Origin of the sequence: Acetobacterium carbinolicum (genome assembly GCF_047456275.1) — a bacterium.
In the GTDB taxonomy this organism is placed as follows: Bacteria; Bacillota; Clostridia; order Eubacteriales; family Eubacteriaceae; genus Acetobacterium; species Acetobacterium carbinolicum.
The window spans coordinates 3,557,414-3,583,095 of the sequence record NZ_CP173357.1 but is presented as its reverse complement, the minus strand read 5'-3'; the positions used below and the strand labels follow the sequence as shown (position 1 = coordinate 3,583,095).

The window sequence follows — 25,682 nt, the reverse complement described above, 5'->3', positions numbered from 1 at the left end:
CTTTATATACAAAGATTATTGGTGTCATTTGTTTTAAAATCTACAAATGCCTTGCGATCAAACTTACCATTTGGAAAAAATATTTCATTACGCTCAAATCGATAAAGATCACCGATCTGTCCTTGATGATCAAATAAATACTTTGGCATGGGAATTTGATAAATAAAATAATCCATTTTCTCCGAAAAACCAGATAACCGTACCCGTTTTTCGGCATAGCTCATGGAATTGTTCAGCAGTAAATCAAGATAATCATTCCACAGACCATCACTGTCAATAAGAACGCCGTCAATTTCGACAGGATCACCGCAAATGAACAAAGAAATTTCCAGGCGATTATCATCAATGAGCTTCATATGTTTCTGGAGCTCAAAATAGTCAAAATTCCATAAGGTTTCCCGGGCAAAATTTTCCATATTTGACTCATTATAAGCCTGTTTGGATGCGTTGATTTCGGTGAGAATGATATCATAAAAGGCAGTAAAGTTTTTGCTCTCAAGCAGGCTCCACATGCTTTGATCCTGGATTGTGAGGTGTTCCTGCTTTCTGAAATCGTTGCGGTATAAAAGATCAGCAGGGTCATAGTTAAAAAAGAAAACCTTGGCCCCTTTTTTCTTGCAGGAACGATTGATGCGGCCAAGGAATTGTTCTTCTGCATCAAAAAGTGAGATATCTTTAAAACCCATATCCATATCAATGTCAACGCCGGCTTCGATCACCTGAGTGGCAACCAGAATCAGATTTTTTCCGGTTCGTACCTTTTCAATAATGCACTTTCGTTCTGCTTTATTATCATCGCCGGTCATACATAAAATTTCGCGTTTGATTCCCAGTGAAGCGAGTTTGTCGTTTAGTCGAACAAAAAAATCCAGGGCTGTCGATTTTTTAATAAACTCAACCAGAATTTTGTTCTCGAAACCAACAAATTTTGGATTGTTTTCAAGCATAATGCTGGTTTTTATTATTTTGTCTAAAAGCTGATCAAGAATGGCTTCCCGATCATAGTTTAACAGTGAAAAATCTAAACTTACGCGGTCTTTAAAAAGTGGATGCTGGTAGTAGCGTTGCGGATCTTTAATGAGTCTTGGCACCGGGCGAGCATCTTTCAAACTAAGTTTTCCCAGATCGGGTAGGGTAGCGGACATAATGATAATGCGCATATTTAAAAGTTGGGCATAATCCTGAAGAAATAGGATAATCTCTTTCCAAAGATGGTTAGGATAACTTTGGATTTCATCCAGGATAATAACACTGTTGGCCAGATGAGCCAAAGGAAAAACCGATTCCCGGTCGGTGCCAAAAAGGGTGTTAAAGAAATTGACGTGGGTGGTCAAAATAAGGGGATAATGCAAAAACTGTCGGGCTAAAAGGGATTGTTCATAATCAGTACATCGGGTATTTACATCAGTCCGTTGTTTTTTAGATGATTCATACAACTCGCCATCCGGATAATTATCACCAGAAGTTGTCAATGCTTTAATGGAAGTGATACCATTAACCACCGTAATCGCATTAGCAATGGCTGGATCAGCATTAAAGGCATTTATTAAACTGCTCTTGGTTTGCTCGACTAAGGTGTTAAAAGGAAAGACATAGGTGATTTTATTAAGTCTCGAATCGGATTCCAATAGTTTTAGGGCAAGATTGATAGAGGTATTGGTTTTTCCGCTTCCGGTGGGTGCTTCAAAAAAGAAAAGTGATTCATTAGGATTTTTCAGCAGGTTTTCTTCGGCTTCTAAAAAAAGTTCGCTGCGTAAGGTGTTGATATCGTCCTTATCAAAAGGGCTCACTGCAGTACTGCTTTTACTTAACTGGTGTTTGTGGATGTTTTGCGTAATGGGTGATTGATTAAAAGCCGTCAGGTAGTGATTGATATCCTTGATGGTACCAAAATTATGTATGGGCCCGTTCATAAAATCAGAGGTAGCATAAAAATCACTGGAAACCAAAAGACCGAATAAAAATCGTCCATAGATGATCCAGGGAATTGACTTCCATAGTTCGTTTCTTTTTAAGTTGGTTAAGACCTTTTGATAAGATTGCTCAATTCTTCCCTGCTTTTTTATAACACGACCAAACATACCCGTATACGAAAAACAACCCTCCGGTTTTTCCTTAGCTAAATTGCGATCAATATCTTCTAAAAACGTTGGGAAATTGCTGAGACAGCCATGATGCTTGCTGATAATATACGCATTAAAAATTAAAGAAAAAAACAGACTGTTTTGATCTTTACCCTTAAGGGCAAAGACTTTGTCAAGATAGTGATCCATATAAATAAGCGCTGAAAAATAAGAATGATTGGTATTCCCCTCACCAACAACCTGATGGGCGTGGTTCTTCATTTTTCTGCATTGAAAATTTGGATTGGTTTTACCAAGGTCATGGGTATAGATGGCATTATAAAGAAGTTCCTGCCACAAGGCTTTGGCGGAATCGGATAAATCGCCAACGAGTTGAATTTCGAAATGATGAAAAATCGAGTCTAAATTCTTTTGCTCACAGAGTTTCTCAAAGTAGTCCATCGTAAGGCCCATATGATCCTCCAACAACTCCGATTTAATGTTTCCATGCTCATCTTCGCGAAGATGGGCATGGAATGGAGCAGCCGTATTAAAATGTGCTTTGAAATTAAAGTGTGGAACGTGATCAAAATACATAACGATCTCCTAAAAAAAGATAAGATTGTTTTGGGCAGCCTGGTGTACGGTTGTTGTATCCGATAATTTTACCGGGATATTGGTATAGATAAATGGGATGGTTTGATACTGATTCGAATCAGGATCAATTGCTAGCGGCAGCCGTTCTTCATATTTAAAATCAAGTTCTTCCGTATCGTCTAAAAACAAATCATCCTGGGGAGCCAGCGTACCGGATAATTTGGGGAAGAGGCTGTGGATGCGAACCGGTGAATCGGGTGATTGCACCTCCAGTGGATAAACCTCAATCCCCTCAATATCGGCATAGTGATCATTTTTCCCAAGATAGGGGAGATAGACAAAACGTTTTTCAAGGAACCGGTTTTTTAAATCGTGAAGCAAGACATCTGCTTCTGAGTCATCAAACAACAAATAAATTTGCCAGGCGGGCATCTCCAACCATTGCTCCTTAACAATCAGATTGCCACCTTCTTCTTTAGATGCATAACCAACAGAATTATTGAAAACCTGCACTTTTTTGGGAATATAGCCCTCTTCGTTTAAGGGCTGAATGGCAATTTTTAAATGTTGTAGCTGTGCATAGAATTCAGGATAAGTGTCGGATTTATTCTGCTGGTTATAGCCGTCTAATCCTAAGATGGCACCGAAGATTCCTAATAATGCAACCTTGTGAATATGCCCATAGGTGTAATATTGATAGGTATTGACGTCCGGTTGTTTGAAAAAACCGGTTTTGCCACTGAGCTTAAAGGTGAGTGTTTCCATATTTATACCTCGGCTTTGGTAAAGATATTAAAGAGTCTGGCTTTGTTTAATTCTCCTTCAAGGATGGTCGTATAGGGATTATAATAAATTTCCACCGAAAGAACGCGGTTTTCAAGACGGTTGATTAAATCGGCCAGTCCCAGATGAATCATATCTTTGTTGTTTGGATTTTTTTCAAAAGTAACATATTGGGCGAGGTCGGGCAAATAAAGTTCGGGCTCCGTTTCAATAAAAAGTGCAAATTCGTTTTCACAACCAACCTTGGCATTGGTGTTATAAGAAGTGGCCGCAATGCTTGCAGCCGTTTTGAATTTCTCGTAATCAGCCTGGGTATAACCTTCGGTCACACCCATTTCAACGAAATTTTTATAAACACTGGGATTAATGGCAAAACCATAAAAATAATGGGCTTCATTGCTGACGATTTTTGTTCCTAGAGTGGATTGATCAGCCTCGTCTTTAGTGCTGTCTCTAAATGGCGAAAGAATCTGCTGTTCTTCAACATTATGACCGTCATATTTGTTAAAGCCTTGAGTTATTTGCACGGCCCCGGTAATTGAAAGATTATTGCCCCCTTCAGCAAAGGTAGCACCAAAGTTTTTGATATCAATAGCGGTAAAAAGATTTTTAAGAACAGCAATATTATCACGTTCTTCTTTAAGGTTTTGAACATTAAAAACTTCTTCGTAGCGCTCTTTTAAAGATTTCGGACGAACTTTAATTGTGTCAGGTTCTCCTTTTTTTTCGACAATGTCAGTTTTGAAAGACTTGAGATACACAACTTTTTCATTCTGATCTTCCCACATCCGTTTAATCGGGTACTTTAGCGCTTTATCACTGCCAAAAACTTCCCCAGTAGAAATAGATTTAGGAAACCCTGTAAAATCGGCATTCCAGTTTGCCATCACCGATTTGATCCCGAGAACGCCATAAATTCGTTTATTTAACATTGGTCTTTTCCTCCTGTATTTTTGTTTCTTTGCTTGATTCATAGAGTAGATTTTGGCTTAAGTAACCAGCAATCAATGTCGTTGAATCGATCGGACCATCAGGTCTATATGAAAAAATCATACTCTGAAGATTCCCAAAACGACGACTTGGTTGGATTATATAATTGTATTTCAGAAAAAGTCGTTTAACCAAGTCTTTTAATTTTTCATCCGTTTTGCAATTGATAACCGGGTTGACTGTTGAGTATACCGGTTGATTCGATTTACTTTTAGATAGATAATAGTTCGTAATCTGTCCAACAGCATAGAAATATTCTAGATCGCTTTCAATGGAATGATCCCCGGTGCTATTTATTTTTTCGCGTAATCCCTGTCTAATTGAAACCAACTGATCTGCCATACTTGTTCCTCCTTTAAAATAAGTGATAAATCCGTCGCGCACATTGAATTGTTCAATGGCTTTAATAAAATGACCGTTACCAATTGAGTTTTTAATCAGCTCAAGGGAGCTTTTGGGGAAGAGGTTCTTAATCGTTCGGGCATCCCCCTTATAAAACCAGGTAAAAAAACCGTTTCGGCATCGTAAGAGCTCTTCTTTGACTCTAAAATCATTAAGTCTGATATCGCCAGCATCGGTAAAATAATTGGTGGTTAAGAATTTTCTAAAAAAAGTGGAATTAATAAGTTGCTGAACGCTTTTTAAATTAAGACTGTCTCCATAGGCCAGGTCGGAATGGGCATCCTTAGGGAGAAGGATGGCCTGACGGATGGTAAATTGATCAAGATCAGGGGAATAGCCGGTGATTAAATCATAATCGCGAATTTCTAGTTCTTTTCCTTTTTGGATTCTTAGAAAATAGCCATTTAAATTTTTGGTGTGAGCCCGGTTACTTTCGTAGGGATAGATGGGATCCGGATCATTGCAGTCGGTGCTAAAATAGACATTTGTTTTTCCCTGGTTGGCGTAATTATACAAGTAGTCGAAAAATTTCTTTTGCATATAAACGTCGTCGGTGGAAAGGAGATAAGGAACCTTACTTTTGATACGGGTTTTATTCTCAAGATATGGCTTTTTGGCGTTCATCCCCATATTGTTATTAGGAAGCCCAAAGATTTGATTATTAACTAAAACGTTGTAATCGGTGGTGTTATAGATATTGGGCAGGAAGTAACGCTGGCTTTCTTGGCGATACAAACTCAAATCGGCTATAAAAAATATTTTGAGATAGGTTTTATCAAATTTGATTTTGGGGTCGTCGATAAATGAAAAAATATGCTCAGTGATCCAAGTTTTGCAAAACTCAAGGATCTGAAGATCGGGAGCGCCAATTGATGTTTCAATAGTGTTATAAATCTCAAGGCTCTTTCCTTTGTATTTAAGACGAGGATCGCTAAGAATAGCATAATAGTTGTTAATAATATCGGGGTTAAGTTTAGTATTGCCCTTATTATCAGGCAGTAGATTATCTTTTTTTATCCAGAAAGATAAAAAGTTGTTGCTGTGAATCACTTTTTTTCCATCAATGGGCTTGTTCATATCCAATAACTTCGATAAATAATCACGCTCTATAAAATCATCAAAACCAATCCGTTCAAATTTATTTTTGATCACATCTTTTTGATCAATGATTTGGCCTTGCAGATCTACCAGAATATAGGTGCCGGGATCGAGGGTATAATTGTCCGTGATCAGGGCATCACCAGCTTCAGCAAATTTTTGATTAAAAATACCAATACAATCTTTTAGCATCGCATCACCTCCTAGGCGAATTTATAACCACAAAAGCCAAAGCCCCGGGAGCCAGCTTCTAACAACCCGCAGCCCAAAGCCGTATAGGCAAGTTTTTGAGCAGATGGATTGGGTTCAACCATCAGGGTTAGCTTGTCGCCTAAAAGTTTGATATTTTTATAGGGAACAGCGAATGGCTTATGGTTATCGAATTTGATGTGAGAAAAAAAGGGGAAGTCTTCGTCGATTTTTGTGTTAGTAATATGGTTGTACTTCTTGATTAAATTTTCAATTAATCGTTTTTCAAATGCGTCAAGATTCATAACAGTACGCCAATAACCCTGATCGGTCTTTAGTATACAGGGAGTGAGGGTGTAAATTTTTGCGAGTTGAACTTGAGGTAATATTTTTGATTGGATGGTTAGGACTTTTAGAAATGGGGTATAAGCGTTTTGTAGATTGCTCATAAATAATTGCCCCAGTTCTTCATTAACGGTCCGGAGGGTGAAGGAATAGACCTTGCCTTCACCATAGACTTTAGTTGCCTCCAAGGGAATTAGTCCAGCAAATGAATATTGTTTGAACTGATTTTTTTTATGCCACCTCAACCATACGGCATCGTTTGCAAAGCAGGTGTCGATGATCTCGCACTGCTTCTGCATCAATATGTCGGTAGGAATGTCTTGTAACACATAGACTTTTACTTCATAGGATAAAATTTTCATTACGCGCCTCCTTTTTACGAATGATACACCAAAAAATCATATCTGTCAACAATTTTTCTAAACTAATAACATATGAAAATACTATCTAATTACATATAATAAAAATCTAAATAAAATCGACATCGCATGTTGAGGTTCGGCAGGTTATCAAATAGTTAGTAATCTAATAACATAATTTAAATACAAAATCTGTTACGGTTCGAAAATTGATTATACCCGAATTTTTTAAAACTGTATATAGAAATTTATTTTGCCAATTCCTCAAAAGCGACCTGATGTTTTGATAATATTCTCTTGGCAATGGTAGACACTTCCTCATCACCGATGAGTTCCTATTTTTGAAACTGACTAAATTCAATTAAAACGTACCGGGGTGTATTGTTTTTCAGGATTATGGCAGCACCATTTTCATCGACGAGACGGGCGACCTTGGAAAAATTCTGATTTGCTTCGGAAATTGAAACCAAGCTTTTAGTGTCAATTTGCATTATCAACATCACCTTTGATCGTATCATGCCCTAAAATAGGATAAATGCAACCTAAAATATTGGCAAGCGTGAGTATACACACTTGCCAATATTAAATATCATATCCTAATTTAAACCTGTAAAATTTCTGGAAACACCCGCAGTTTTATTTATAGCATCGGGTAAGTCGCCAGCAGGGGTGATCACATCATCCGGATCGCTTCTACCGGGCAGGCTTTGGCGCAGCGGGTGCAGCCGGTGCAGCGATAGTATTCATCGAGCACCGGGTAGGCTTTCTGGTAGCTGTCGATATCGGTTTTACGCAGGGCGATGCAGCTTAAGGGGCAATCACCGGAGCAGATACCGCAGGCCATACAACGCTCATAATCGAAGACGGGTTTTTTCTTATCAGCCATGGGTGAAGTCCTCCATTTCCAGATCACAGAAGCCCAGATCCTCTAGGGCAGTTTTGGTGGGGATACCGGTTTTTTTGTCCCAGCCCATAAATTGATAGTGAACACCCATCATCTCATCGATATCAAAATGTTTCCCTTTCAGGGGGCCAGCGGCTAAGGGCGGGTTGCCGCTGAGCCGTTCATTCATTTTAAAATCTCGGGGATTGATCCCTTCCCGGACATTAAAGGCCTGACGCAGGGTTTGCATCCGTAGACCGATGGTCATGTATTCGTTGGGGGTTTTCTGCCAGCCGGTGGCAGCGTTGAGGTAGTCAAAAATCTTAAAGTGATTCAGTCCGCTGACCAGGGCAAAAAAACAGCCGCCGGAGCCATCAAGAATCTGTTTGATACAGGCATTGAGCATTGATTTCAGGCCAACTTGAGTGGTCGCTTCATATTCATCGTTTTTATCTTCGCCTAGTTTTACTTTGGGGGCCCAGGTCACATCCTCCCAAATTCGCATGTAGGTGTAATAACTGCCGGCGCCAATGGTGTGGCGGCCGGGAGTTGGGTCGCAGCTATAGTGGATGCCGAGGATCGGATCCATCCGGGGGTCATGCATGCCCGGTTCCTGTCCACCGGCGTGGATCGCCAGGGGTGCGGATTCAATACCCAGGATTTCGCTGGCTTTTTTAACACCGTGTTGGAGAATGGCGCCAAAGCCAACTCCGGCAATCATTTGTTCAACCAGGGTGATGATAGCTGGGGCATTGCCCCAGGTGAGATCCAGTCCACCAGTAACTTCCTGACTTAACCAGCCTCTTTCGTAACATTCCATGGCAAAGGCGATGGTATTTCCCGCTGAAATACTGTCCATTCCGCCCCGGTTGAGGAGTTCGTTGATCATAAAAAGGGAATCCCGGTCCTGATTCAAAAGCAGTGAACCAAAGGCCGCCACAGTTTCGTACTCCGGTTTATGGGTATGGAGAAAACGGCCTTTTGAGATCCCACTGATATCACAGACCCCACCGCAACCAATCACGCAGGAATAACAGTGATACTTCTTTATTTCATGCTTTTGGATGTGGTCAGGATTCAGATGACGATACTTACGATAGGGAAAATCGGCCACCGAACCCTTCCAGTTTTTGACCGGGGTATCGCCCATGGTCATCCCCATGGTGTTGGTAAAGCCAGTGCCCCATTTTTTGATGATGGCCGTGGATAACATGCCATCGATGGGGATGGCCTTATCGGTAGCGACCATCGATTTTCCCATGATCGGCAAAATCGCCCCGGTGGCTATTGCGGGAAGATTGGAAGCCTTGACTTTTTTGGCATAATCCTGACTGATGGCTTTGATAGCCTCAGAGTCTTGGGAACGAATCATTTTTGAACCGGCCAAAACCACAGCTTTTAGTTTTTTTGATCCCATCACGGTGCCGACTCCAGATCGTGCGGCCATCCGGCCGCCGTCGTTGGAAATTCCAGCGATTAGCGACTGGTGCTCACCCGCCGGCCCGATGGTTGCGATCGCCAGCTTTTTGTTAGCAGTGATTTTCTGATTAATAGCGGCTTCGGTTGCCACCGTGTCCAGACCCCAGAGATCAGCGGCATCCAGGAGCTGTGGGCCGGTATTATCGATAAAGAGCATTTTGGGTGTTTGAGCCTGACCCTTAAAAAAGATGCCGTCATAACCGCTTTGCTTGATCGCCGGAGAAAAGGTACCGCCGCAATTGGCGTCACCGAAACCACCGGTGAGGGGTGATTTGCAGACGGCCAGCCAGCGTCCGGTCATAAAACTGCCGGTGCCGGTGAGGAGGCCGCTGACAAAACCGAGGATATTATCAGGCCCCAGGGGATCGGCTCCTTGGGGAAGATATTTGTATAGGATGTAGGCACCCAGGCCGACACCGGAAAGAAAATGTTCGTAAATCATATCAGGGATTTTAATTTCGTCAAAGGTGGCATCCGAAAGATCCACCATCAATATTTTTCCACAATAGCCTTTCAAAAAAATTACCTCTCATCCTCCAGCAAGGGGGAGCATAAAACTAATAATATCTCCGTCTTTTAACTGGGTACTTAATTTCACCCGCTGGTAGTTTACATGACAGATCAAAAGCGGCTGTAACACCAGAGGGATTTTTAGCCGCCGGTAAACAGTGGACAGCCGAGCTCCGGGGGATAGCACCATCATGCCATCCTCGTCCAGATCGGTCAGGTTGGCAAACGGTGGAGGATAGACCTGCACCCTCACTTAAGCCTCGGGAGTTGTTTTGGGACAAAGCATAGTCAGGATTTCACAGCATTCACGATAATCCATAATCCGGGGAACCGGGTAGGTCGGATTTCCTTCTTTAAGAATTCGTTTAGCCAGTTCCGGAATGTCATGTTGTTTCAGGGCATAAATAGTGGTGGGAATACCCATATTGGCGTTCATCGATTTGATTTTTTCAATAAAGAGAGTCGCCAGGGTTTTGTCGTCATTCATGGCTTCACCCAGACCAGCATAAAAAGCCAGCTCGGCCAGTTTTTTCTCAGCCGCCTTTTTAGAAAATTCAAGGATATAAGGCAGGATAATGGCATTGGCCAAACCGTGGGGAACGCCGTAATAGCCGCCCATGGCATGGGCGATGGCATGGACATAACCGACATAGGCGCGGGTGAAAGCCAGTCCGCCATCAAAGGAAGCCTGCGCCATTTTTAACCGGAGGTCAAGGTTCCGGCCATTGTGATAGGTGTCTTCCAGATTGTTAATAATAATATCAGTGGCATTCAGGGCTTTTTCTTTGACAAAAGCAGTGTCGTATTTGCCGATATAGGCTTCTACCGCATGGGTGAGGGCATCCATTCCGGTTGTGGCGGTCAGAGAAGGTGGCAGTCCCACCGTGAGCTCGGGATCAAATACAGTGGCCAGGGGCACCAGCTTAGGATCATTGATGGCAAATTTTTCGTGGTTTTTAACATCGGTGATCACGGCGCAGATGGTTGCCTCAGAACCGGTTCCAGAGGTAGTGGGGACGGCAAAAAACGGCGGTAATCGGTGAGTCAGTTTAAAAAGTCCGCGCATTTTTGGGATACTTTTGCGGTTGGTGACCTTGGCTGCTATGATTTTGGCGCAGTCAATCGGGGAGCCCCCGCCGAAGGCCACCACCCCCTGGCAATTGCTGCTGTAATACAGGGCCAGACCATCCTCGACATTTTCAAAGGTGGGGTTGGGTTGAACCTTGTCAAAAACAATGGCGTCGATGCCGTTGGTTTCCAGGGCACATAAAAAAGAATCCAGTAAACCCATTGAATAAAGGGGTTTGTCGGTGACCACCAGAACTTTGGTCACCCCGGAAATCGTGATAATTTCCGGAAAACGGCGGACCATCCCGGGGCCTTGAAGAACTGGGGGAATGGGCAGGGGCAGCATCTGGACAACCTGCTTCATTACCATCTGGGAACTGCGATAAGGAACGGTTTTAAAAATTTTAACGACTCTTTGCATCAGGTTACCTCCATTTTGTTACAGTAGCATTGGATTAGATTGTTTATCGGATCAGGGTTACTTAGCATGATTAAGGGGTATTCAGCGGATTGTGATTCCCCAGATCAGCGTGACGATATGAATCTTCTGCATCCAGTTCATGGCGCAAAAGCTCCAGATCCTCATGAACCCGGATCAGGGTAAGGCCAGCATAGGCATCTCCGTTTCGGATTAACTGATAGCAGCCCAGTTCTGCTTTGTGAAGCCAGGAAAGGGCCTGCAATAAGTTTTTGGGAACGCCCTGGCCAAAAAGCAAACAGTGGCCGATACGATAAGCAATGTTTGGATACTCCGAACTGCTTTCATCAGTGGCCTGTTCAGCTTCGTTGAACCAAAAAAAGGCAATCGCTGGGTCTTTGGCCACAAAATGGCCATTGTAGTACATATCGCCAAGCTTATACATGCCATTATGATGGCCCATTTGGGCTGCCCTGGCAAAATTAGAATAGGCTATTTCATAGTCGATGGGGATATCCCGGCCATAATAATGGCAGTAACCCAGATAATTGATAGCCAGCAGATTGTTTTGCGCTGCGGCCTTTTCAAACCAGTATTTAGCCAGTTTGAAATCCTGGGGCAGACGAACCCCCTCATAGTACAGACAGCCCAGAGTTGCCATGGCGTGGTCATTGCCCTGTTCGGCCAGTCGGTAATAATAGTCCTTAACCAGCTGAAATAATTCAGGGGAGAGATCCTGTTTGTTAGTTTTAAAATAATAGTAATCAGCCAATTCCAGCATGGCGTTTTGATCACCGTTTTTGGCGAGAAAGCGCAATAAGTCAAGTTTATTATCGTTCATGAATCATCCTTTTGCTTAAATGTTTTATTCATTATATCACAACTGAAAACAAAGAAATTAAAAGGCTGAATTTTAAGTTTTTATAAAGATTAAGGTAAAAACTCTAATAGAAAATTTTTGACGTTTTCGGTCAAAGGCCCCGGGATTGGTCGATTTAAACCTAAATACCCGGGGACTAAAAGTCGGCAATAAAGCCGGATCAAGTCAGAAGTATATTGAGAAAGCGGGTAGCAAAACCGCGCCATCACCATACTGATAAAACAATTCTGAATCCATGTTTCTTTTTAGTGTCGATTAGATATAGCTATTGATTAAAGTCTGGACTTCGCCTAAGTTAACCTGCTTATTAACAATGGGAACGGCATCGAAGAGTTCCGGCCGCTTAGCGGCGTAGGACGGCGCTTGCTCTTGGTAGAGGATACCAATGGGGATGGTATCGCCAAATTCCATGGCTTTTTCGATGGCGGCCAGTTTATTGGTTGCATCATATGTATCGTCCAGCGGTTTAACCCGCTGTTTATAGTAAGCAAAGGTGTTTTTCTTGTTAAAGCTGACGCAGGGCTGGAGGATATCCACCAGGGCGTAGCCGGGATGTCTGATGGCTGCTTCCATGATCTGAGCTAAATGTTTCTTGTCGCCGGAAAAAGAACGTGCCACAAAGGTAGCGCCAGCGGCAATGGCGATCAACAGGGGATTAAAGGTAGCGCCCAGATTGCAGGCGCTGGTTTTATGGGCGAGGTCACAGGGATCCGAGGTGGGTGAGGGTTGGCCCTTAGTCAGACCATAGATCTGGTTGTCGTGAACAAAATGGGTGATGTCGACATTACGGCGAATATTGTGGAGAAAGTGATTCCCCCCCTCTCCATAGGAATCACCATCACCGGTATTGACAATTACAGTCAGGTCATCGTTGACAATTTTAATGGCAACCGCAGCTGGCAGGGCACGGCCATGGAGACCACTGAAGCCGTTGGCGGTGATGTATTGGTTTGTTTTGGCGGCCTGGCCAATGCCGCCCACCAGGACAACTTGATGCGGTGGCGTTTCCATCTGGTTTAAAACCCCGGTGAGGGTTTCAATAATAGCGAAATTGCCGCAGCCTGGGCACCAGGCCGTTTCATAGGTGGTGAATGCTTGTTTGTTCATATTAGAAACCTCCCTTAAGATTTTTAATGCCGGTTAAAATATCGTCCACCGATAATTGACGGCCATCATATTTGAGAATGCTATGTTCGCAGCTGATTAAGGTTTCCTCGCGGATTAGCGCAGCCAGCTGGCCGGTGGCATTTTGTTCGACGTTGATTATCTCGATCACTTGATCGGAAAAATGGCGAAGCCGTTCGGTTGGCAGCGGGTAGATATCCCCGAAAAGGAGAGCCCCGTAATTTTTTTGTTCTTGATTGAGAATGTCAACCGCTTCTTTGATCGCACCACTGGTGGAGCCGAAGCCAACCAGTAGCGATTGACATTGATGCGCTCCCCAGAACTCCGGTTCGATCAGCTCTTTTTTTAACCCTTCGAGTTTGTTCATTCGCTTTTCTACCATTTGATTGCGGATACTGGCGGATTCGGTAATCTGACCCCACTCATCATGTTCATCGCTGTCAACCCGCACCAGAGCTTCGGGTTTTCCGGGAAAGGCCAATGGTGAAATGCCGTTTTCAGTAAGGGCATAGCGTTGGTAGGGCTGATCTGGCGTTGCGGTTGGTGGTTTTGTTTCGTTGAAACGGACAACTTCACTGGCATCGAAAATGGGGACGGTGGTGGTTGCATCAGCCAGGTATTGGTCACTTAAAAGGATCACCGGGATTTGGTATTTTTTTGCCAGTGCCAGACTCCGAGCCGTCTGATAGAAGCAATCAGCGTGATCACGCAGAGCAATGACCATCCGGGGGAATTCTCCCTGTGACGCTGAGATGACAAATTTCAGATCGCTTTGTTCGGTTCGTGTGGGAAAGCCGGTGGCTGGTCCGGGGCGCTGGACATCCACAGCCACCAGGGGAATTTCGGCAATGCCAGTAAAACCCAAGGCTTCTACCATCAGTGAAAAACCCCCGCCAGAGGTGCCAGTCATGGCAGTAGCACCAGCATAGGAAGCGCCAATGGCCATGTTGATGGCGGCTATTTCGTCCTCGGCCTGTTCCACGGCAATGACCATTTTAGTGCTCTCGGCATTAAAAAAGTCCAGCAAGGTAGTTGATGGGGACATGGGATAGGCGGAATAAAATTTTATTCCACCAGCAACGGCTCCTAATCCAATGGCGGTATTTCCTGAGAGGAGCAGATGTTTAGATGTTTCTGACGTTGGAAAGCCGAAATTCGAGTCCACTAAATCATAGCCACTTTGGATCGCCTTTATGTTAATCTCAACAAGGTCGGCCCGGAGGTTTGACTTCATAATTTCGGTGCTGTGATCAAGGGGAATATTAAAGAGTTTAAGCAGAGCACCGATGGCCACACTGCTAATCACTTTGGCATTGCCAAGTTTGCTGGCGATTTCTTTAAGTGGTAATTTAATAGCCCGGAAATCGTCAATGGGCAAAGACTCGTCACATAAAACAAAACCATCATAGGTAAGTTGGGGCTGGTGTTCCTGAAAGGTTTTTTCGTCAATGGCAAAAATTCCATCCAAGGCATCCCGGTGGGCGTAAAGGGGTTGGTTGCCAAATCGTATTTGAGTAAAATTGTGGCCACCCCTTACTCGGGACATAAAATCACGGATTGTAAAAACATGACAACCCGATTGTTTCAGCATTTTTTCGAGAAGACCAGACATTGTTTCAATGCCATCTCCGGCGGCTCCGCCTAAAAGTATATTATACAAACTGAACCCTCCAATTTAAATTAAGATAGCCAATGATAAACTTGGCTTAATGATTACTTACCCAATTATTACTCTTTTTCACCTTTCTTAAAGAATTTATTTTTTCTTGTCAATTAGAAATTAATAGGCTATAATAACTAGGTCGTGCTAGACGGAGAGTTAGCGGTGCTTTGTAACCTGCAATCCGCTGTAGCAGGGTTGAATTCCCCATCGAGGCGCCAAAGTTTGAGGTCAGCCAGAGGAAAGTAGCGTTGAGAGTTGGACCCTTCGCAATAGAAACTTATGAACCCCGTCAGGTCAGGAATGAAGCAGCGGTAAGTAAGACCTTCTATGTGCCGGAGGATCATCTGATTTGAGCTAACTACCTGTGTAACGCTTGGAAGTTGGTAGTCGAAGTGGGGTGCACGACAAAAAAGTCTATTGAATGCCAGACAAAGTTTGGTATCCAATAGACTTTTTGCATTGCGGCAAAATTAGGATACTTAATGGTCATCATGGAATAAAAATTAGGGATAATCTATATTTAAACAAGGATTCTTGCTATAATGAAAAAAGTTCAAACATTATTTGAATCGGATACTACTTTTGTAGAAAAAGGTATCGCTAAAATTAAGAATGTGAGGAAAAACCCATGCGATTTTTTCAAGTAAAGCCAGCAATTTATTATGGGGAAGGTTCCCTGAAACAAATTGAGAAACATAATTTTAAAAATGTCTGTATTGCCACTGACCAGGGAATGGTTAAGTTTGGTTTGTTAAAAAAATTAACCGATGAACTGGATGCAAAAGGCGTTACTTACCATATTTTTGCTGATATTGAGTCTGATCCCTCCACTGAAATTGTGGAAAAAGGGCTGATGCACATTATTATGAACAAACCGGATGCCCTGATTGCTATTGGTGGCGGTTCGGTTATTGATGCGGCCAAAGCCATAATTTTTTATTGCGTTAATTTCAAACGGATCTTTTTTGAGGACCGATATGTTCATAAACCGACCTTTATTGCCATTCCGACAACGGCTGGAACCGGATCGGAAGTAACGGAATACGCCGTTATCACCGATAAACAAAAAAATACCAAAATTCCTTTAACGGATATCCTGATGATGCCGGATGAAGCGATCCTTGATCCGATCCTCATTGAAAGTGTGCCGGCTGGGGCTACGGCGGCCACGGGAATGGATGTTATGACTCATGCTATTGAATCCTTTATTTCCACAAATAACAATCCCTTTGCCCGCTGTTATGCCAATAAGGCCGTGGAACTGGTCTTTAGAAGCCTTTACCCCAGTTATGTCAACGGCTCGGATTTAGAAGCCAAAGGCAGCATGCAGATTGCCTCCTGTATGGCCGGGATCGCCTTTAACAGTGCCGGTCTGGGCATCACCCACAGTATTGCTCATGCCTTCGGAGCGATGTTCCATCTACCCCACGGATTGGCAAATGCCATTGTTTTACCTTATGTGATCAAATTTAACGGTCAGGATGACAAGGTCCAGCATCAATATGCCCGGCTGTTAAGCGGCTCCGGTATCTTAAATGTCTCTGGTAATGCGACCGAAACCCTGTATAATAGTGTGGTTGCTCTGAGCGCTTCACTTAATATTCCGGTTTCGCTGAAGGCGTCAGGCGTATCTGAAGCAGATTATTTGGGTGCCCGGGAAGAAATGCTAGATAAGGCAATGGCCGATATCTGTACTACCACTAACCCGGTGGCAATGACCCGTGAGAAACTAAAAGGTGTAATGGACCAGACCTACTACGGCGTCTAAGACAAACGAAAAAAAGACTCCCTTTTGTTGATAAAGGGGGTCTTTTTTTTGGTAGTAAATCGTGCTTAAAAACCGCATTGCAACAGCTAAGCCCAGCCGCGCAATCAAATGGGGTGATGGCCAAATAAAAAACGGATTTATTTTGTCAATGACACCGTAACATCTTTGGGCAGTGCCAAACCGGCAGCGACTTCGACCACTTTTACGATACCCATGGGAATTGGACAGGAGCTATGTTTGCAATCAATGCGGCAGGCCTCATAAATGGGGCCTTCGCCAACCTTGTCCATGATACAAGCCATGCTGTCGACCTCTTTTAACTGATTATTTAAATCACTAAAAGCCGGGCAGTCGGTTTGAATATCAAGAAGAACATTGAATCCATCAGATTTTTCAGCTGAGACCTCGGTTTTAAAACCACAAATTCCACTCATTATAATTGCTTTTGCCATGACGATCTCCTTTTTGCCGTAGCGATGACGGCGTAATTTTTTATAGTATAGCATAGACTGGATAAAAAAGAAGATTTCGGCTATAATTAATGCATGAAAAATTTTGAAACCTTTAAAGAATCCTATCAAATAAAACTAAATCCGCAGCAGCAAAAAGCGGTTATTCGCACCCGGGGCCAGAGTCTGCTGCTGGCCGTGCCGGGAAGTGGAAAAACCACTGTAATTATCTGTCGGATTGCTTATATGCTGAGGGTATTACAAATTGATCCAGGGCAGATCCTGACTCTGACCTTCAGCCGGATGGGTGCCCGCGATCTTAAAGCGCGATACATCAAACTATTTGGGGAGACTCAGGCCGAAGCCCTCCATTTTAGCACGATCCATAGTTTCGCCCTGGGAGTAATCCGCCACTATGAACGGCATTATCGCCGCCGGGCTCATACGGTGCTGGGTAATACGATCCCGGTGATCCGGGAACTGTATTTGCATTTGTTTAAAGAACATCCCGGGGAAATTGAATTGGGAGAAATCTGCCAGCGGATTGGTTTTTGCAAAAACATGATGCTGACTACCGATGAAATCAATATGCTGCCAACCCTGGAGGTGGATTTCCTGAAAATCTATGAAGCTTATGAAAGTTATAAGCTCAAAGAACAGTTGATGGATTTTGATGATATCTTAAAATATGCTTGGGGACTCCTTAAAAAATATCCGGAAATGCTGGCCTTTTTTCAGGAAAAGTATCCCTATATTCATTTGGATGAAGCTCAGGATACCTCAAAAATTCAGTTTAAGATTATTGAGATGTTAACCGGGGAAAGAGGCAACCTGTTTATGGTGGGTGATGAGGATCAGAGTATTTACGGTTTTCGGGGCGCCTTTCCGGAATCCCTGCTGGCCTTTAAAGAGACCTGGCCTCAGGGGGAGGTGCTCTTGATGGAAACCAATTACCGTAGTACCCGACAAATTGTCGAGAAAGCCAACGCCTTTATCAAGTTAAATCATGAACGGTATCAAAAAGAAATGTCCGTTCCTGATAACAGTGAGTTTACCGGCGTGCCGATTGCCCGGGAATGGGTAAAATCCAGCGAAGCCCAGTACAGCTTGATTATCGAGGCGATCAAACGGGAAGGTAAGGAAATTGCCGTGCTCTACCGTAATAATGAATCGGCCATTCCCATGGTTGATCTTCTCGATGGGGCGGGAATTGCTTATCATATTAAAGAGCATAGTCCCCAGTTTTTTAATCATTTTTTGATTAAGGACATCCGCCTTTTTTATGAATTTGCCTGTAATCCCGGGGATATAAATTTATTTACCCAGGTTTACTATAAGATGGATGCCGCTATATCCCGTGAAACCATCAGCCAGATCGGCACTTTGATGAAGCGCGGAGAAAAGGCATTAGATGCTTTGATGCGGATAAGCGGTGATCGGGCCTGGCAGGTTAAGCGGCTTAAAGATCTCAAAGCCGGGTTTAAAAAGCTGAGAACAATGCCACCACAAAAAGGTATCATGATGATTCTTGATGAGCTGGGGTATCGGTCTTATCTTAATTTTCGGATCAGTTCCGGGCAATCTGAAGAAAACATCGAACAGAAGCTGTCGGTGCTGAAGATTCTCGGCGGTCGGGTGCCTAATTTTGTGGAATTTTTTGATAAGTTGGAAAGTCTGGCTGAAAAGCTTCAGGAACCCCAGATAAAAAAAGCGAAAATACCCCGGGTAACCCTGTCCACCCTTCATTCCAGCAAAGGCCTGGAATTTGAGAAGGTTTTTATCATTGACGCCACCGAAGGGCAGATTCCTAATGTATCCAACGCGCCGGAGGATCAAAAGGCTTATGCTGAAGAAGTTCGGCTTTTTTACGTGGGCGCCACCCGGGCCAAACGGGAGCTGATTTTTCTCTGTATTAAACACCGGGAGAAGGATATCAAACCATCCCCGTTTATAACGTATCTCATTGATGGGGTGCCAAGAAAAAAATCCCGACCTGAAGAGACACTGGCCAAACCCCGAGAAGGATTTGGGATTCAGACAGGAAAATATCGGAATTACCATACCGGAAGGGCAAGGGAATTAACAATTGATCTCAGCAACTATAATAAGGGGACGGTAGTAATTCATCAGCGTTTTGGACCGGGTACCATCCTGACCCGAAACGGCACCATTGCCAGTATTCATTTTGAAACAGCGGGAGATAAGAAAATGAATCTGGCGGTCTGTTTGGAAAATGGTGTGATTAAATAATGGCTTAGTAATCTGCACTTGATAAGATCAATTTAAACGGTAATTTAAGTTGAGGTTTAGTTTATCTAAAATGCTTAATTTATTTTTTTATATCTTTTTTTAGGTAATTGTGTTAAATTTGGTAACGAATACGTTTAGTAACTTACTGGATGGAAAGGTAAAGGGTAGATGAATTTAACGAATTTGCAATATATCATCGAAATTGATAAGTTTGGTTCCATCTCTTTGGCGGCTAAAAAGCTCTTTGTAGCACAATCGAATTTAAGCCGGGCCGTAAAAGAGATGGAAAAAGAATTTGATATCACCATTTTTCAGAGAACCTCCAAAGGGGTGGTCACAACCCGGGAAGGGCAACGGTTTTTAAACCATGCAAAAGAAATTCAGGATCAGGTCAATAGTCTAAAAACTGAGTATTCGGATCTGACTGACAAAGGGGTTAATATAAAAATATCGGTTCCCCGGGCTGATTATATTGCAGAAGTGTTTACCGAATACATCTCTTCACTAAGTGAAGAGAACGTGCTGCGGATTCACTATTATGAAACAAACACGATGAAAACAATCCGAAATATCTTGGATTATCAATATGATATCGGTATTATCCGCTTTAATTCGCTGCATGAAGGTTATTATCTGTCATTGCTGAAACTCAAAAAACTGCAGCATCGCATGATTTTAGAATTTGACTATCTGCTTTTGACCTCTAAAAAGAGTGTTATCGCCGATAAACATATCCGCTCATATGATGATTTGAAAGACTGTATTGAAGTTATCCATGGTGATGATCGCTTGCCATCTGGCGACTATGTTGATTTGATGACAGAGGACGATCGGGAAGAGCGCTCCCAGGATAAGGTTATTTACCTGTATGAGCGGGGGAGTCAGTTTGAACTGCTTAGTACCATTCCCAATACATTTATGTGGGTTTCCCCGATGCCCCAGGAAGTTTTGGATAAATATGGACTGGTTCAAATGCGGTGCGGTGCCTTTGCAAAGTATATGAAAGATATGATGATTTTTAAAGAGGATCATGTTCAGAAAAAATGCGAAAAAGAATTTCTGGACTTGCTAAGAGAAAAAACAAGAGACTATGGATGTTATTTTTAAAGATGCCAGGATAAAAAAAGCCACTGATGTGAATCGGTGGCTTTTTTTAAATGCAATGGTGAAGTTGGAAAAAGTTTGAAATGAACGTAATAAATTGAGGTTTCAAGCGATATATGACGCATTATATCAAATTTGATATGCTATATCAACTAAATGCATATGCGATGAGGACACGGTTTTCGTTGTAAAAGTAAAAAGATGGTGTTAGTATTAGCCCCAAGCGAAGAGAGAAATTTGCTAAAAACAGTAAAAATATAAAAAACTACACGTGTAATCGGTTGTAAGGCAAAAAAGAAGGCGGTGATTGTAAAAAGCATGGATATTCTGGAGTGGCCATCCAAAATATGCATAGCAAACAAAGAGTGCTTGCAAAAAATTGTCAGCACATCAAGGTGACAGAAAATTTCAGATAAAGTGATGCTCGAAAAAGGATTATGGAAATTATTAGTGAAAATAAAACTTAATTGTGATAAATAAGGGGAAAAAAATGTTAGAAAAGAAAAAAGCAAAGACAGTGATCCAAAGACCAGATGTTGTCAACAACGTTGAGAGTCTTAACCATCGATTAGAAGAAGTGAAAGCTGCTCAACGATTATTTGCTACCTATACTCAGGAACAGGTGGATGCCATTTTTTTGGCGGCTGCCACAGCAGCAACTAAAAACCGGATCTATTTGGCTAAAATGGCATTTGAAGAAACAAAGATGGGTCTTGTCGAAGATAAGGTAATCAAAAATCACTTTGCTTCTGAGTATATCTATAATGCTTATAAAGATACTCAAACCTGTGGTGTATTGGAAGAATCGCAGGCCTTTGGAATTAAAACAATCATCGCACCACTGGGTGTTGTTGCAGCGGTTATACCGACAACAAATCCGACATCAACGGCGATTTTTAAATCACTCATTGCCCTAAAGACGCGCAACGGGATTATTTTTTCGCCCCATCCAGGAGCCCGGAATTGTACCATCGAAGCAGCCAGAATTGTTTTAGAGGCCGCCGTGGTTGCAGGAGCGCCAGAAGGTATTATCGCCTGGATCGATGAGCCATCGGTTGAACTGTCGATGGAAATTATGAAAGCGGCTGACGTGGTACTCGCTACCGGTGGACCGGGAATGGTAAAATCAGCTTATTCATCAGGGAAACCGGCTATTGGCGTTGGGAATGGCAATACACCTGCTATTATTGACAGTACAGCCGATGTGCTGATGGCCGTGAACTCAATTATTCTTTCCAAAACTTTTGATAACGGGACCATCTGTGCGTCAGAGCAATCGGTAGTCATTGATGCAAAAATCTATGAAAAATGTATTGTGGAGTTTAGAAAACGCGGGTGCTATCTTTTAGATGAAAACGAAAAAGATATGGTCAGAAAGATCATCCTTAATGCCGCGGGAAATATTAACGCTCAGATTGTTGGTCGCTCAGCCTATCAAATTGCTAAATTGGCAGGTTTTGAGTGTCCCGAGGATGCCAAAGTGCTCTTAGGTGAAGTGACCGAATTAGATGTGACCAAGGAACCTTTTGCTCACGAAAAATTATCACCAATTCTGGCGGTGTATAAGAGTGTTGATTTTGAAGATAGTGTCAATATCGCTGACAGACTTGTTGTTGATGGTGGGATTGGACATACATCGGTTTTATATGTTGACACAGTTAAGGCACCAGATAAGTTAAAAGTGTTTGAAGAACGAATGAAAACAAGTCGGATCCTCGTGAATACACCCTCATCACATGGTGGGATTGGCGATCTCTACAACTTTAAACTACTGCCTTCCTTAACTCTGGGCTGTGGTAGCTGGGCCGGAAATTCTGTTTCTGGTAATGTTGGCGTCAAAGAATTGATGAATGTAAAAACAGTGGCTGAAAGGCGGGAAAATATGCTTTGGTTTAGAACCCCGGAAAAGGTTTATTTCAAAAAGGGATGCACAAGTGTAGCTCTGCAGGAATTACAATGTGTCTACAAACGAAAAAAAGCGTTTATTGTGACAGATGCATTTTTGTATAAAAGTGGCTTTACAAAAGATATCACCAGTCAATTGGAAGAAATGGGGATTTCACATTATACTTATTTTGATGTGACACCCGATCCGACCCTGGAATGTGCCAAAGCGGGCGCAGCGGCGATGGCCGCGTTTGAACCGGATGTGATTATTGCGATTGGTGGCGGTTCAGCCATGGATGCAGCGAAGATTATGTGGATTATGTATGAACATCCAGAGGCCGATTTTGCCGATCTGGCCATGCGTTTTATGGATATCAGAAAACGCGTCTATGGTTTTCCGGAAATGGGCAAAAAAGCCATCATGGTCTGTATTGCAACAACCGCCGGGACGGGATCGGAAGTAACCCCTTTTGCCATCATCACCGATGAGAAAACGCAGACAAAATATTCCATCGCTGATTATTCCTTATTGCCGACCATGGCGATTAGCGATGCGGATATGATGATGGATCAACCGAAAGGGCTGACGGCGACATCGGGAATTGACGTGTTGACCCATGCATTGGAATCCTATGTTTCAATGTTGGCAACGGACTATACCGAAGCATTGTCGTTAAGAGCGGCTAAGCTGGTATTTGACTATCTGCCCAGAGCCTATCAGTATGGTCGGGATGATGTTGAAGCCCGCGAAAAAATGGCCAACGCGTCAACAATTGCCGGGCTTGCTTTTGCCAATGCCTTCTTAGGGGTTTGTCACTCCATGGCGCATAAACTGGGTGCCCATCACCATGTCGCTCATGGCTTCGCCAATGCCTTGCTAATTACCGAAGTGATGAAATATAATGCCTCTGAGGCACCTAAAAAAATGGGCGCTTTTTCCCAATATCAGTATCCGAAAACGATGAAAAAATATGCAGAAATGGCATCATATCTCGGTCTTCCCGGTAAAAACGATCAGGAGAAGTTTGAAAGTCTAATTGCCAAAGTGGAAGAACTGAAAGCGTGCATTGGCGTTCCCAAATCGATTAAAGAATTTGGCGTCGATGAACAGGAATTCTTAAGTAACCTGGATTTAAAATGTGAAGAAGCATTTGATGATCAATGTACTGGTGCCAACGCTAGATATCCACTCATGAGCGAAATCAGGGAAATGTACCTGAATTCGTATTATGGCAAAGAATCCAAATGGTATTGATGACAGCGTCAATCTGTTAAGATAAAGTCAATATAAGTTTAGTCAAACCCCTATTGATACCCTCCAGGTTTTCCAAATGATCCTGGGGGGTTTTTATGATCGAATACCTCTTGCAGTCTTGACAAAGATATCAATAAAGGCTATACTCAGAAAAAACCTGTGATGGTGGAGTAAAGTCAGCGGCGCATTTAAAGCGAGTTAGGGGTGGTGGAAGCCTGATAAAAAGCGGACTGGCATAATGGGCACTTGAGGGTGTGAGGAAAGGGCAGCGCCTGAGTATTTCACAACGTTTCATCAGCGTTATCAGATGGCAGATGTGATGGCATTTGTTTAGTTAAGTGCGCAAACCGAAAGCGGTTTTGCGAATAAAGGTGGTACCGTGGGCTATTTTGACTCATCCTTTTATTGTAGCAATACAATAAGGATGAGTCTTTTTTTGTTTATAAGAAAGAGGGAGAAGCCATTGGAAACATTAAAAAATCTACAGGGATTTGTTAAGCGGCTGGAAGAAAAGAGTCCGTTTTATCAGCAGCGTCTTAAAAAAGCGGGGATTGTGGCGGCAGACATAAAAACCATGGCGGATTTTGAGAAGTTGCCCTTTACCGATAAAGGCGATTTGCGTAATGCTTATCCCCTGGGATTACAGGCGGTGCCGGACCGTGAAGTGGTACGGATTCATTCTTCGTCGGGAACCACTGGTCAGCCGGTGATCATTCCCTATACGGCTGGGGATGTGGCCGACTGGGCAGAAATGTTTGCCCGCTGTTATCGGTATGCCGGGATGACTGACGAGGATCGAATTCAAATTACCCCGGGTTACGGTCTCTGGACCGCCGGCATCGGATTTCAGGCCGGAGCGGAAAAAATGGGAGCCATGGCCATTCCGATGGGTCCGGGAAATACCCAGAAACAATTGCAGATGATGGTCGATTTAAAAACCACGGTGCTGGCGTCTACCTCATCTTATGCTCTGTTGCTGGCGGAAGAGGTCGCCAATCAGAAGCTGGGCGATCAAATCCATTTAAAACGGGGCGTTATCGGTTCGGAACGCTGGGGCGATAAGATGCGCAGCCGGATTGCAAAAGAGTTGGGAATTGAGCTTTTTGATATTTATGGACTTACCGAAATCTATGGTCCCGGGATTTCGATTGACTGCAGCCAACATGATGGGCTTCACTATTGGTCGGATTATCTGTATTTTGAAATTCTCGATCAGGACACCCTTAAACCGGCACCAATGGGAGCATATGGAGAATTGGTAATTACCACTTTCCGGAAGGAAGGGGCACCACTGCTGCGCTACCGAACTCATGATATCACCCGGTTTGTTCCCGGCCCTTGTGCCTGTGGATCCGTGCATCCCCGACATGATCGGATCATCGGCCGAACCGATGATATGGTGAAGGTCAAGGGCGTGAATATTTACCCGGGTCAAATTGATGAGGTGCTAAAAAATGTGGAAGGGGTCAGTAGTGAATATCTGACGACGGTCGATCATCAGGATGGAAAAGACTGTATTTCTTTGGCTTTTGAAATTCTAAACGGGGTGGACACGTATGATGTTGAAGCTGAAGTGAAAAGGCAATTTAAATCCCGGGTAGGTTTAAGTATTATTCCGATAGCAGGTCCGATTGGATCATTGCCCCGATCCGAAAAGAAAAGTGTCCGGATCATTGATCGCCGCTTCAGTTAAAGGGTATCGTCACAAAAATATTAGGCTTTGAAAAAATTCAGCGTTTAAAAAATTACAGGGAAAAATTGATTTTTTATTCTGAATTGGTTATAATGAAGTCGGCTACCTTGATTTAAGAGGAGAAAAGGATAAAATGAAGACAAAAAAGCAAAAGAAGAATCGGTTTCAAATTGTAATTAGTGAACCCACTGGAGAGCACTCTGGGTGTAAGGTCATTGAAGATACTGAAACAGGAATCAACTACTTATACCATTTTGATGAATTTGGTGGCGGACTCACGGTGCTCATTGATGAGGAAGGTGAACCGTTGATTGCTCCTGAAAAATAAACGTGAACCACGCCCTGGAAGAGATTTTCTTTTTCAGGGTTTTTTCGTGAGTCTTAGTTTATTTAATTAAATAAGGTGTATAAATAAAAAAGAGGT

The 25,682-nt window shown here is 43.0% G+C and carries 19 protein-coding genes, 1 other RNA gene and 1 pseudogene; 7 read left to right on the top strand and 14 right to left on the bottom strand.

Going from position 1 to position 25,682, the window contains the following annotated elements:
* Window positions 1-2: 2 nt before the first annotated feature.
* The 13 genes and pseudogenes from cas3 to ACIZ62_RS16520 form a co-directional block, all read right to left on the bottom strand.
* Entirely contained in the window at window positions 3-2,660 is a 2,658-nt protein-coding gene (gene cas3 / locus ACIZ62_RS16580; protein WP_414150664.1) for a CRISPR-associated helicase Cas3', read from the bottom strand.
* Between the two features lie 9 nt (window positions 2,661-2,669).
* Window positions 2,670-3,425 carry a type I-B CRISPR-associated protein Cas5b gene (cas5b, locus tag ACIZ62_RS16575; protein ID WP_414150663.1) on the bottom strand — a complete coding sequence of 252 codons (756 nt, stop codon included), beginning with the start codon at window positions 3,423-3,425 and terminating at the stop codon, window positions 2,670-2,672.
* Between the two features lie 2 nt (window positions 3,426-3,427).
* The gene (locus ACIZ62_RS16570) at window positions 3,428-4,375 is read right to left on the bottom strand and encodes a type I CRISPR-associated protein Cas7 (protein ID WP_414150662.1); all 948 of its coding nucleotides are present in this window, start codon (window positions 4,373-4,375) and stop codon (window positions 3,428-3,430) included.
* A complete protein-coding gene (locus ACIZ62_RS16565; RefSeq protein WP_414150661.1) occupies window positions 4,365-6,125 on the bottom strand; it encodes a type I-B CRISPR-associated protein Cas8b/Csh1 in 1,761 nt (586 codons plus the stop codon). The genes ACIZ62_RS16570 and ACIZ62_RS16565 overlap by 11 nt, the downstream gene beginning before the upstream one ends.
* Window positions 6,126-6,136: 11 nt before the next feature.
* A complete protein-coding gene (locus tag ACIZ62_RS16560; RefSeq protein WP_414150660.1) occupies window positions 6,137-6,829 on the bottom strand; it encodes a CRISPR-associated endoribonuclease Cas6 in 693 nt (230 codons plus the stop codon).
* Window positions 6,830-7,074: 245 nt separating this feature from the next.
* Window positions 7,075-7,317: pseudogene (locus tag ACIZ62_RS16555) on the bottom strand (type II toxin-antitoxin system Phd/YefM family antitoxin).
* A 182-nt stretch (window positions 7,318-7,499) separates the two neighbouring features.
* Window positions 7,500-7,739 (bottom strand): 4Fe-4S binding protein, encoded by a 240-nt coding sequence (locus ACIZ62_RS16550; RefSeq protein WP_414150659.1) that lies wholly within the window; start codon window positions 7,737-7,739, stop codon window positions 7,500-7,502.
* Entirely contained in the window at window positions 7,705-9,705 is a 2,001-nt protein-coding gene (locus ACIZ62_RS16545; protein ID WP_414150658.1) for an aldehyde ferredoxin oxidoreductase family protein, read from the bottom strand. The genes ACIZ62_RS16550 and ACIZ62_RS16545 overlap by 35 nt, the downstream gene beginning before the upstream one ends.
* A 12-nt stretch (window positions 9,706-9,717) precedes the next feature.
* Window positions 9,718-9,951 (bottom strand): MoaD/ThiS family protein, encoded by a 234-nt coding sequence (locus ACIZ62_RS16540; protein ID WP_322519112.1) that lies wholly within the window; start codon window positions 9,949-9,951, stop codon window positions 9,718-9,720.
* A complete protein-coding gene (locus ACIZ62_RS16535; RefSeq protein ID WP_414150657.1) occupies window positions 9,952-11,187 on the bottom strand; it encodes an iron-containing alcohol dehydrogenase in 1,236 nt (411 codons plus the stop codon).
* A 70-nt stretch (window positions 11,188-11,257) separates the two neighbouring features.
* Window positions 11,258-12,025 carry a tetratricopeptide repeat protein gene (locus tag ACIZ62_RS16530; protein ID WP_322519114.1) on the bottom strand — a complete coding sequence of 256 codons (768 nt, stop codon included), beginning with the start codon at window positions 12,023-12,025 and terminating at the stop codon, window positions 11,258-11,260.
* 294 nt (window positions 12,026-12,319) lie between these two features.
* Window positions 12,320-13,171 carry a 2-oxoacid:ferredoxin oxidoreductase subunit beta gene (locus ACIZ62_RS16525; protein WP_322519115.1) on the bottom strand — a complete coding sequence of 284 codons (852 nt, stop codon included), beginning with the start codon at window positions 13,169-13,171 and terminating at the stop codon, window positions 12,320-12,322.
* A 1-nt stretch (window position 13,172) separates the two neighbouring features.
* Window positions 13,173-14,849: a 2-oxoacid:acceptor oxidoreductase subunit alpha gene (locus ACIZ62_RS16520; RefSeq protein WP_322519116.1), complete on the bottom strand. Its 1,677-nt coding sequence runs from the start codon at window positions 14,847-14,849 to the stop codon at window positions 13,173-13,175.
* Window positions 14,850-14,991: 142 nt separating this feature from the next.
* On the opposite strand from ACIZ62_RS16520, the gene ffs reads away from it, so the two are divergent.
* Window positions 14,992-15,257: signal recognition particle sRNA large type (gene ffs, locus ACIZ62_RS16515), an RNA gene on the top strand.
* A 223-nt stretch (window positions 15,258-15,480) separates the two neighbouring features.
* Entirely contained in the window at window positions 15,481-16,620 is a 1,140-nt protein-coding gene (locus tag ACIZ62_RS16510) for a 1-propanol dehydrogenase PduQ (RefSeq protein WP_322519117.1), read from the top strand.
* 137 nt (window positions 16,621-16,757) lie between these two features.
* Here ACIZ62_RS16510 and ACIZ62_RS16505 read toward each other — a convergent pair whose 3' ends face one another.
* On the bottom strand, window positions 16,758-17,072 hold the full coding sequence (locus ACIZ62_RS16505; protein ID WP_111888890.1) for a DUF6951 family protein: 315 nt from the start codon (window positions 17,070-17,072) through the stop codon (window positions 16,758-16,760).
* A 93-nt stretch (window positions 17,073-17,165) separates the two neighbouring features.
* Between ACIZ62_RS16505 and ACIZ62_RS16500 the strand changes: the two genes are divergently transcribed.
* From ACIZ62_RS16500 to ACIZ62_RS16480, 5 genes are all read left to right on the top strand, one after another.
* Entirely contained in the window at window positions 17,166-19,319 is a 2,154-nt protein-coding gene (locus ACIZ62_RS16500; protein WP_414150656.1) for an ATP-dependent helicase, read from the top strand.
* Between the two features lie 168 nt (window positions 19,320-19,487).
* Window positions 19,488-20,426 carry a LysR family transcriptional regulator gene (locus tag ACIZ62_RS16495; protein WP_414150655.1) on the top strand — a complete coding sequence of 313 codons (939 nt, stop codon included), beginning with the start codon at window positions 19,488-19,490 and terminating at the stop codon, window positions 20,424-20,426.
* Between the two features lie 487 nt (window positions 20,427-20,913).
* Window positions 20,914-23,565: a bifunctional acetaldehyde-CoA/alcohol dehydrogenase gene (gene adhE, locus ACIZ62_RS16490; protein WP_414150654.1), complete on the top strand. Its 2,652-nt coding sequence runs from the start codon at window positions 20,914-20,916 to the stop codon at window positions 23,563-23,565.
* A gap of 424 nt (window positions 23,566-23,989) precedes the next feature.
* Window positions 23,990-25,258 carry a phenylacetate--CoA ligase family protein gene (locus ACIZ62_RS16485; protein ID WP_414151870.1) on the top strand — a complete coding sequence of 423 codons (1,269 nt, stop codon included), beginning with the start codon at window positions 23,990-23,992 and terminating at the stop codon, window positions 25,256-25,258.
* A gap of 133 nt (window positions 25,259-25,391) precedes the next feature.
* Window positions 25,392-25,586, top strand: coding sequence for a DUF6440 family protein (locus tag ACIZ62_RS16480; RefSeq protein ID WP_111888895.1), 195 nt, complete (start codon window positions 25,392-25,394; stop codon window positions 25,584-25,586).
* Window positions 25,587-25,682 lie beyond the last annotated feature (96 nt).

Bases quoted from the DNA above. Each gene is read 5' to 3' on its own strand.
- ACIZ62_RS16560 (WP_414150660.1), bottom strand. From the start codon at position 6,829: ATGAAAATTTTATCCTATGAAGTAAAAGTCTATGTGTTACAAGACATT.
- cas3 (WP_414150664.1), bottom strand. From the start codon at position 2,660: ATGTATTTTGATCACGTTCCACACTTTAATTTCAAAGCACATTTTAAT.
- ACIZ62_RS16500 (WP_414150656.1), top strand. From the start codon at position 17,166: ATGAAAAATTTTGAAACCTTTAAAGAATCCTATCAAATAAAACTAAAT.
- ACIZ62_RS16485 (WP_414151870.1), top strand. From the start codon at position 23,990: ATGAGTCTTTTTTTGTTTATAAGAAAGAGGGAGAAGCCATTGGAAACA.
- ACIZ62_RS16530 (WP_322519114.1), bottom strand. From the start codon at position 12,025: ATGAACGATAATAAACTTGACTTATTGCGCTTTCTCGCCAAAAACGGT.
- ACIZ62_RS16525 (WP_322519115.1), bottom strand. From the start codon at position 13,171: ATGAACAAACAAGCATTCACCACCTATGAAACGGCCTGGTGCCCAGGC.
- ACIZ62_RS16495 (WP_414150655.1), top strand. From the start codon at position 19,488: ATGAATTTAACGAATTTGCAATATATCATCGAAATTGATAAGTTTGGT.
- ACIZ62_RS16570 (WP_414150662.1), bottom strand. From the start codon at position 4,375: ATGTTAAATAAACGAATTTATGGCGTTCTCGGGATCAAATCGGTGATG.
- ACIZ62_RS16510 (WP_322519117.1), top strand. From the start codon at position 15,481: ATGCGATTTTTTCAAGTAAAGCCAGCAATTTATTATGGGGAAGGTTCC.
- ACIZ62_RS16480 (WP_111888895.1), top strand. From the start codon at position 25,392: ATGAAGACAAAAAAGCAAAAGAAGAATCGGTTTCAAATTGTAATTAGT.
- ACIZ62_RS16505 (WP_111888890.1), bottom strand. From the start codon at position 17,072: ATGGCAAAAGCAATTATAATGAGTGGAATTTGTGGTTTTAAAACCGAG.
- ACIZ62_RS16535 (WP_414150657.1), bottom strand. From the start codon at position 11,187: ATGCAAAGAGTCGTTAAAATTTTTAAAACCGTTCCTTATCGCAGTTCC.
- adhE (WP_414150654.1), top strand. From the start codon at position 20,914: ATGTTAGAAAAGAAAAAAGCAAAGACAGTGATCCAAAGACCAGATGTT.
- cas5b (WP_414150663.1), bottom strand. From the start codon at position 3,425: ATGGAAACACTCACCTTTAAGCTCAGTGGCAAAACCGGTTTTTTCAAA.
- ACIZ62_RS16565 (WP_414150661.1), bottom strand. From the start codon at position 6,125: ATGCTAAAAGATTGTATTGGTATTTTTAATCAAAAATTTGCTGAAGCT.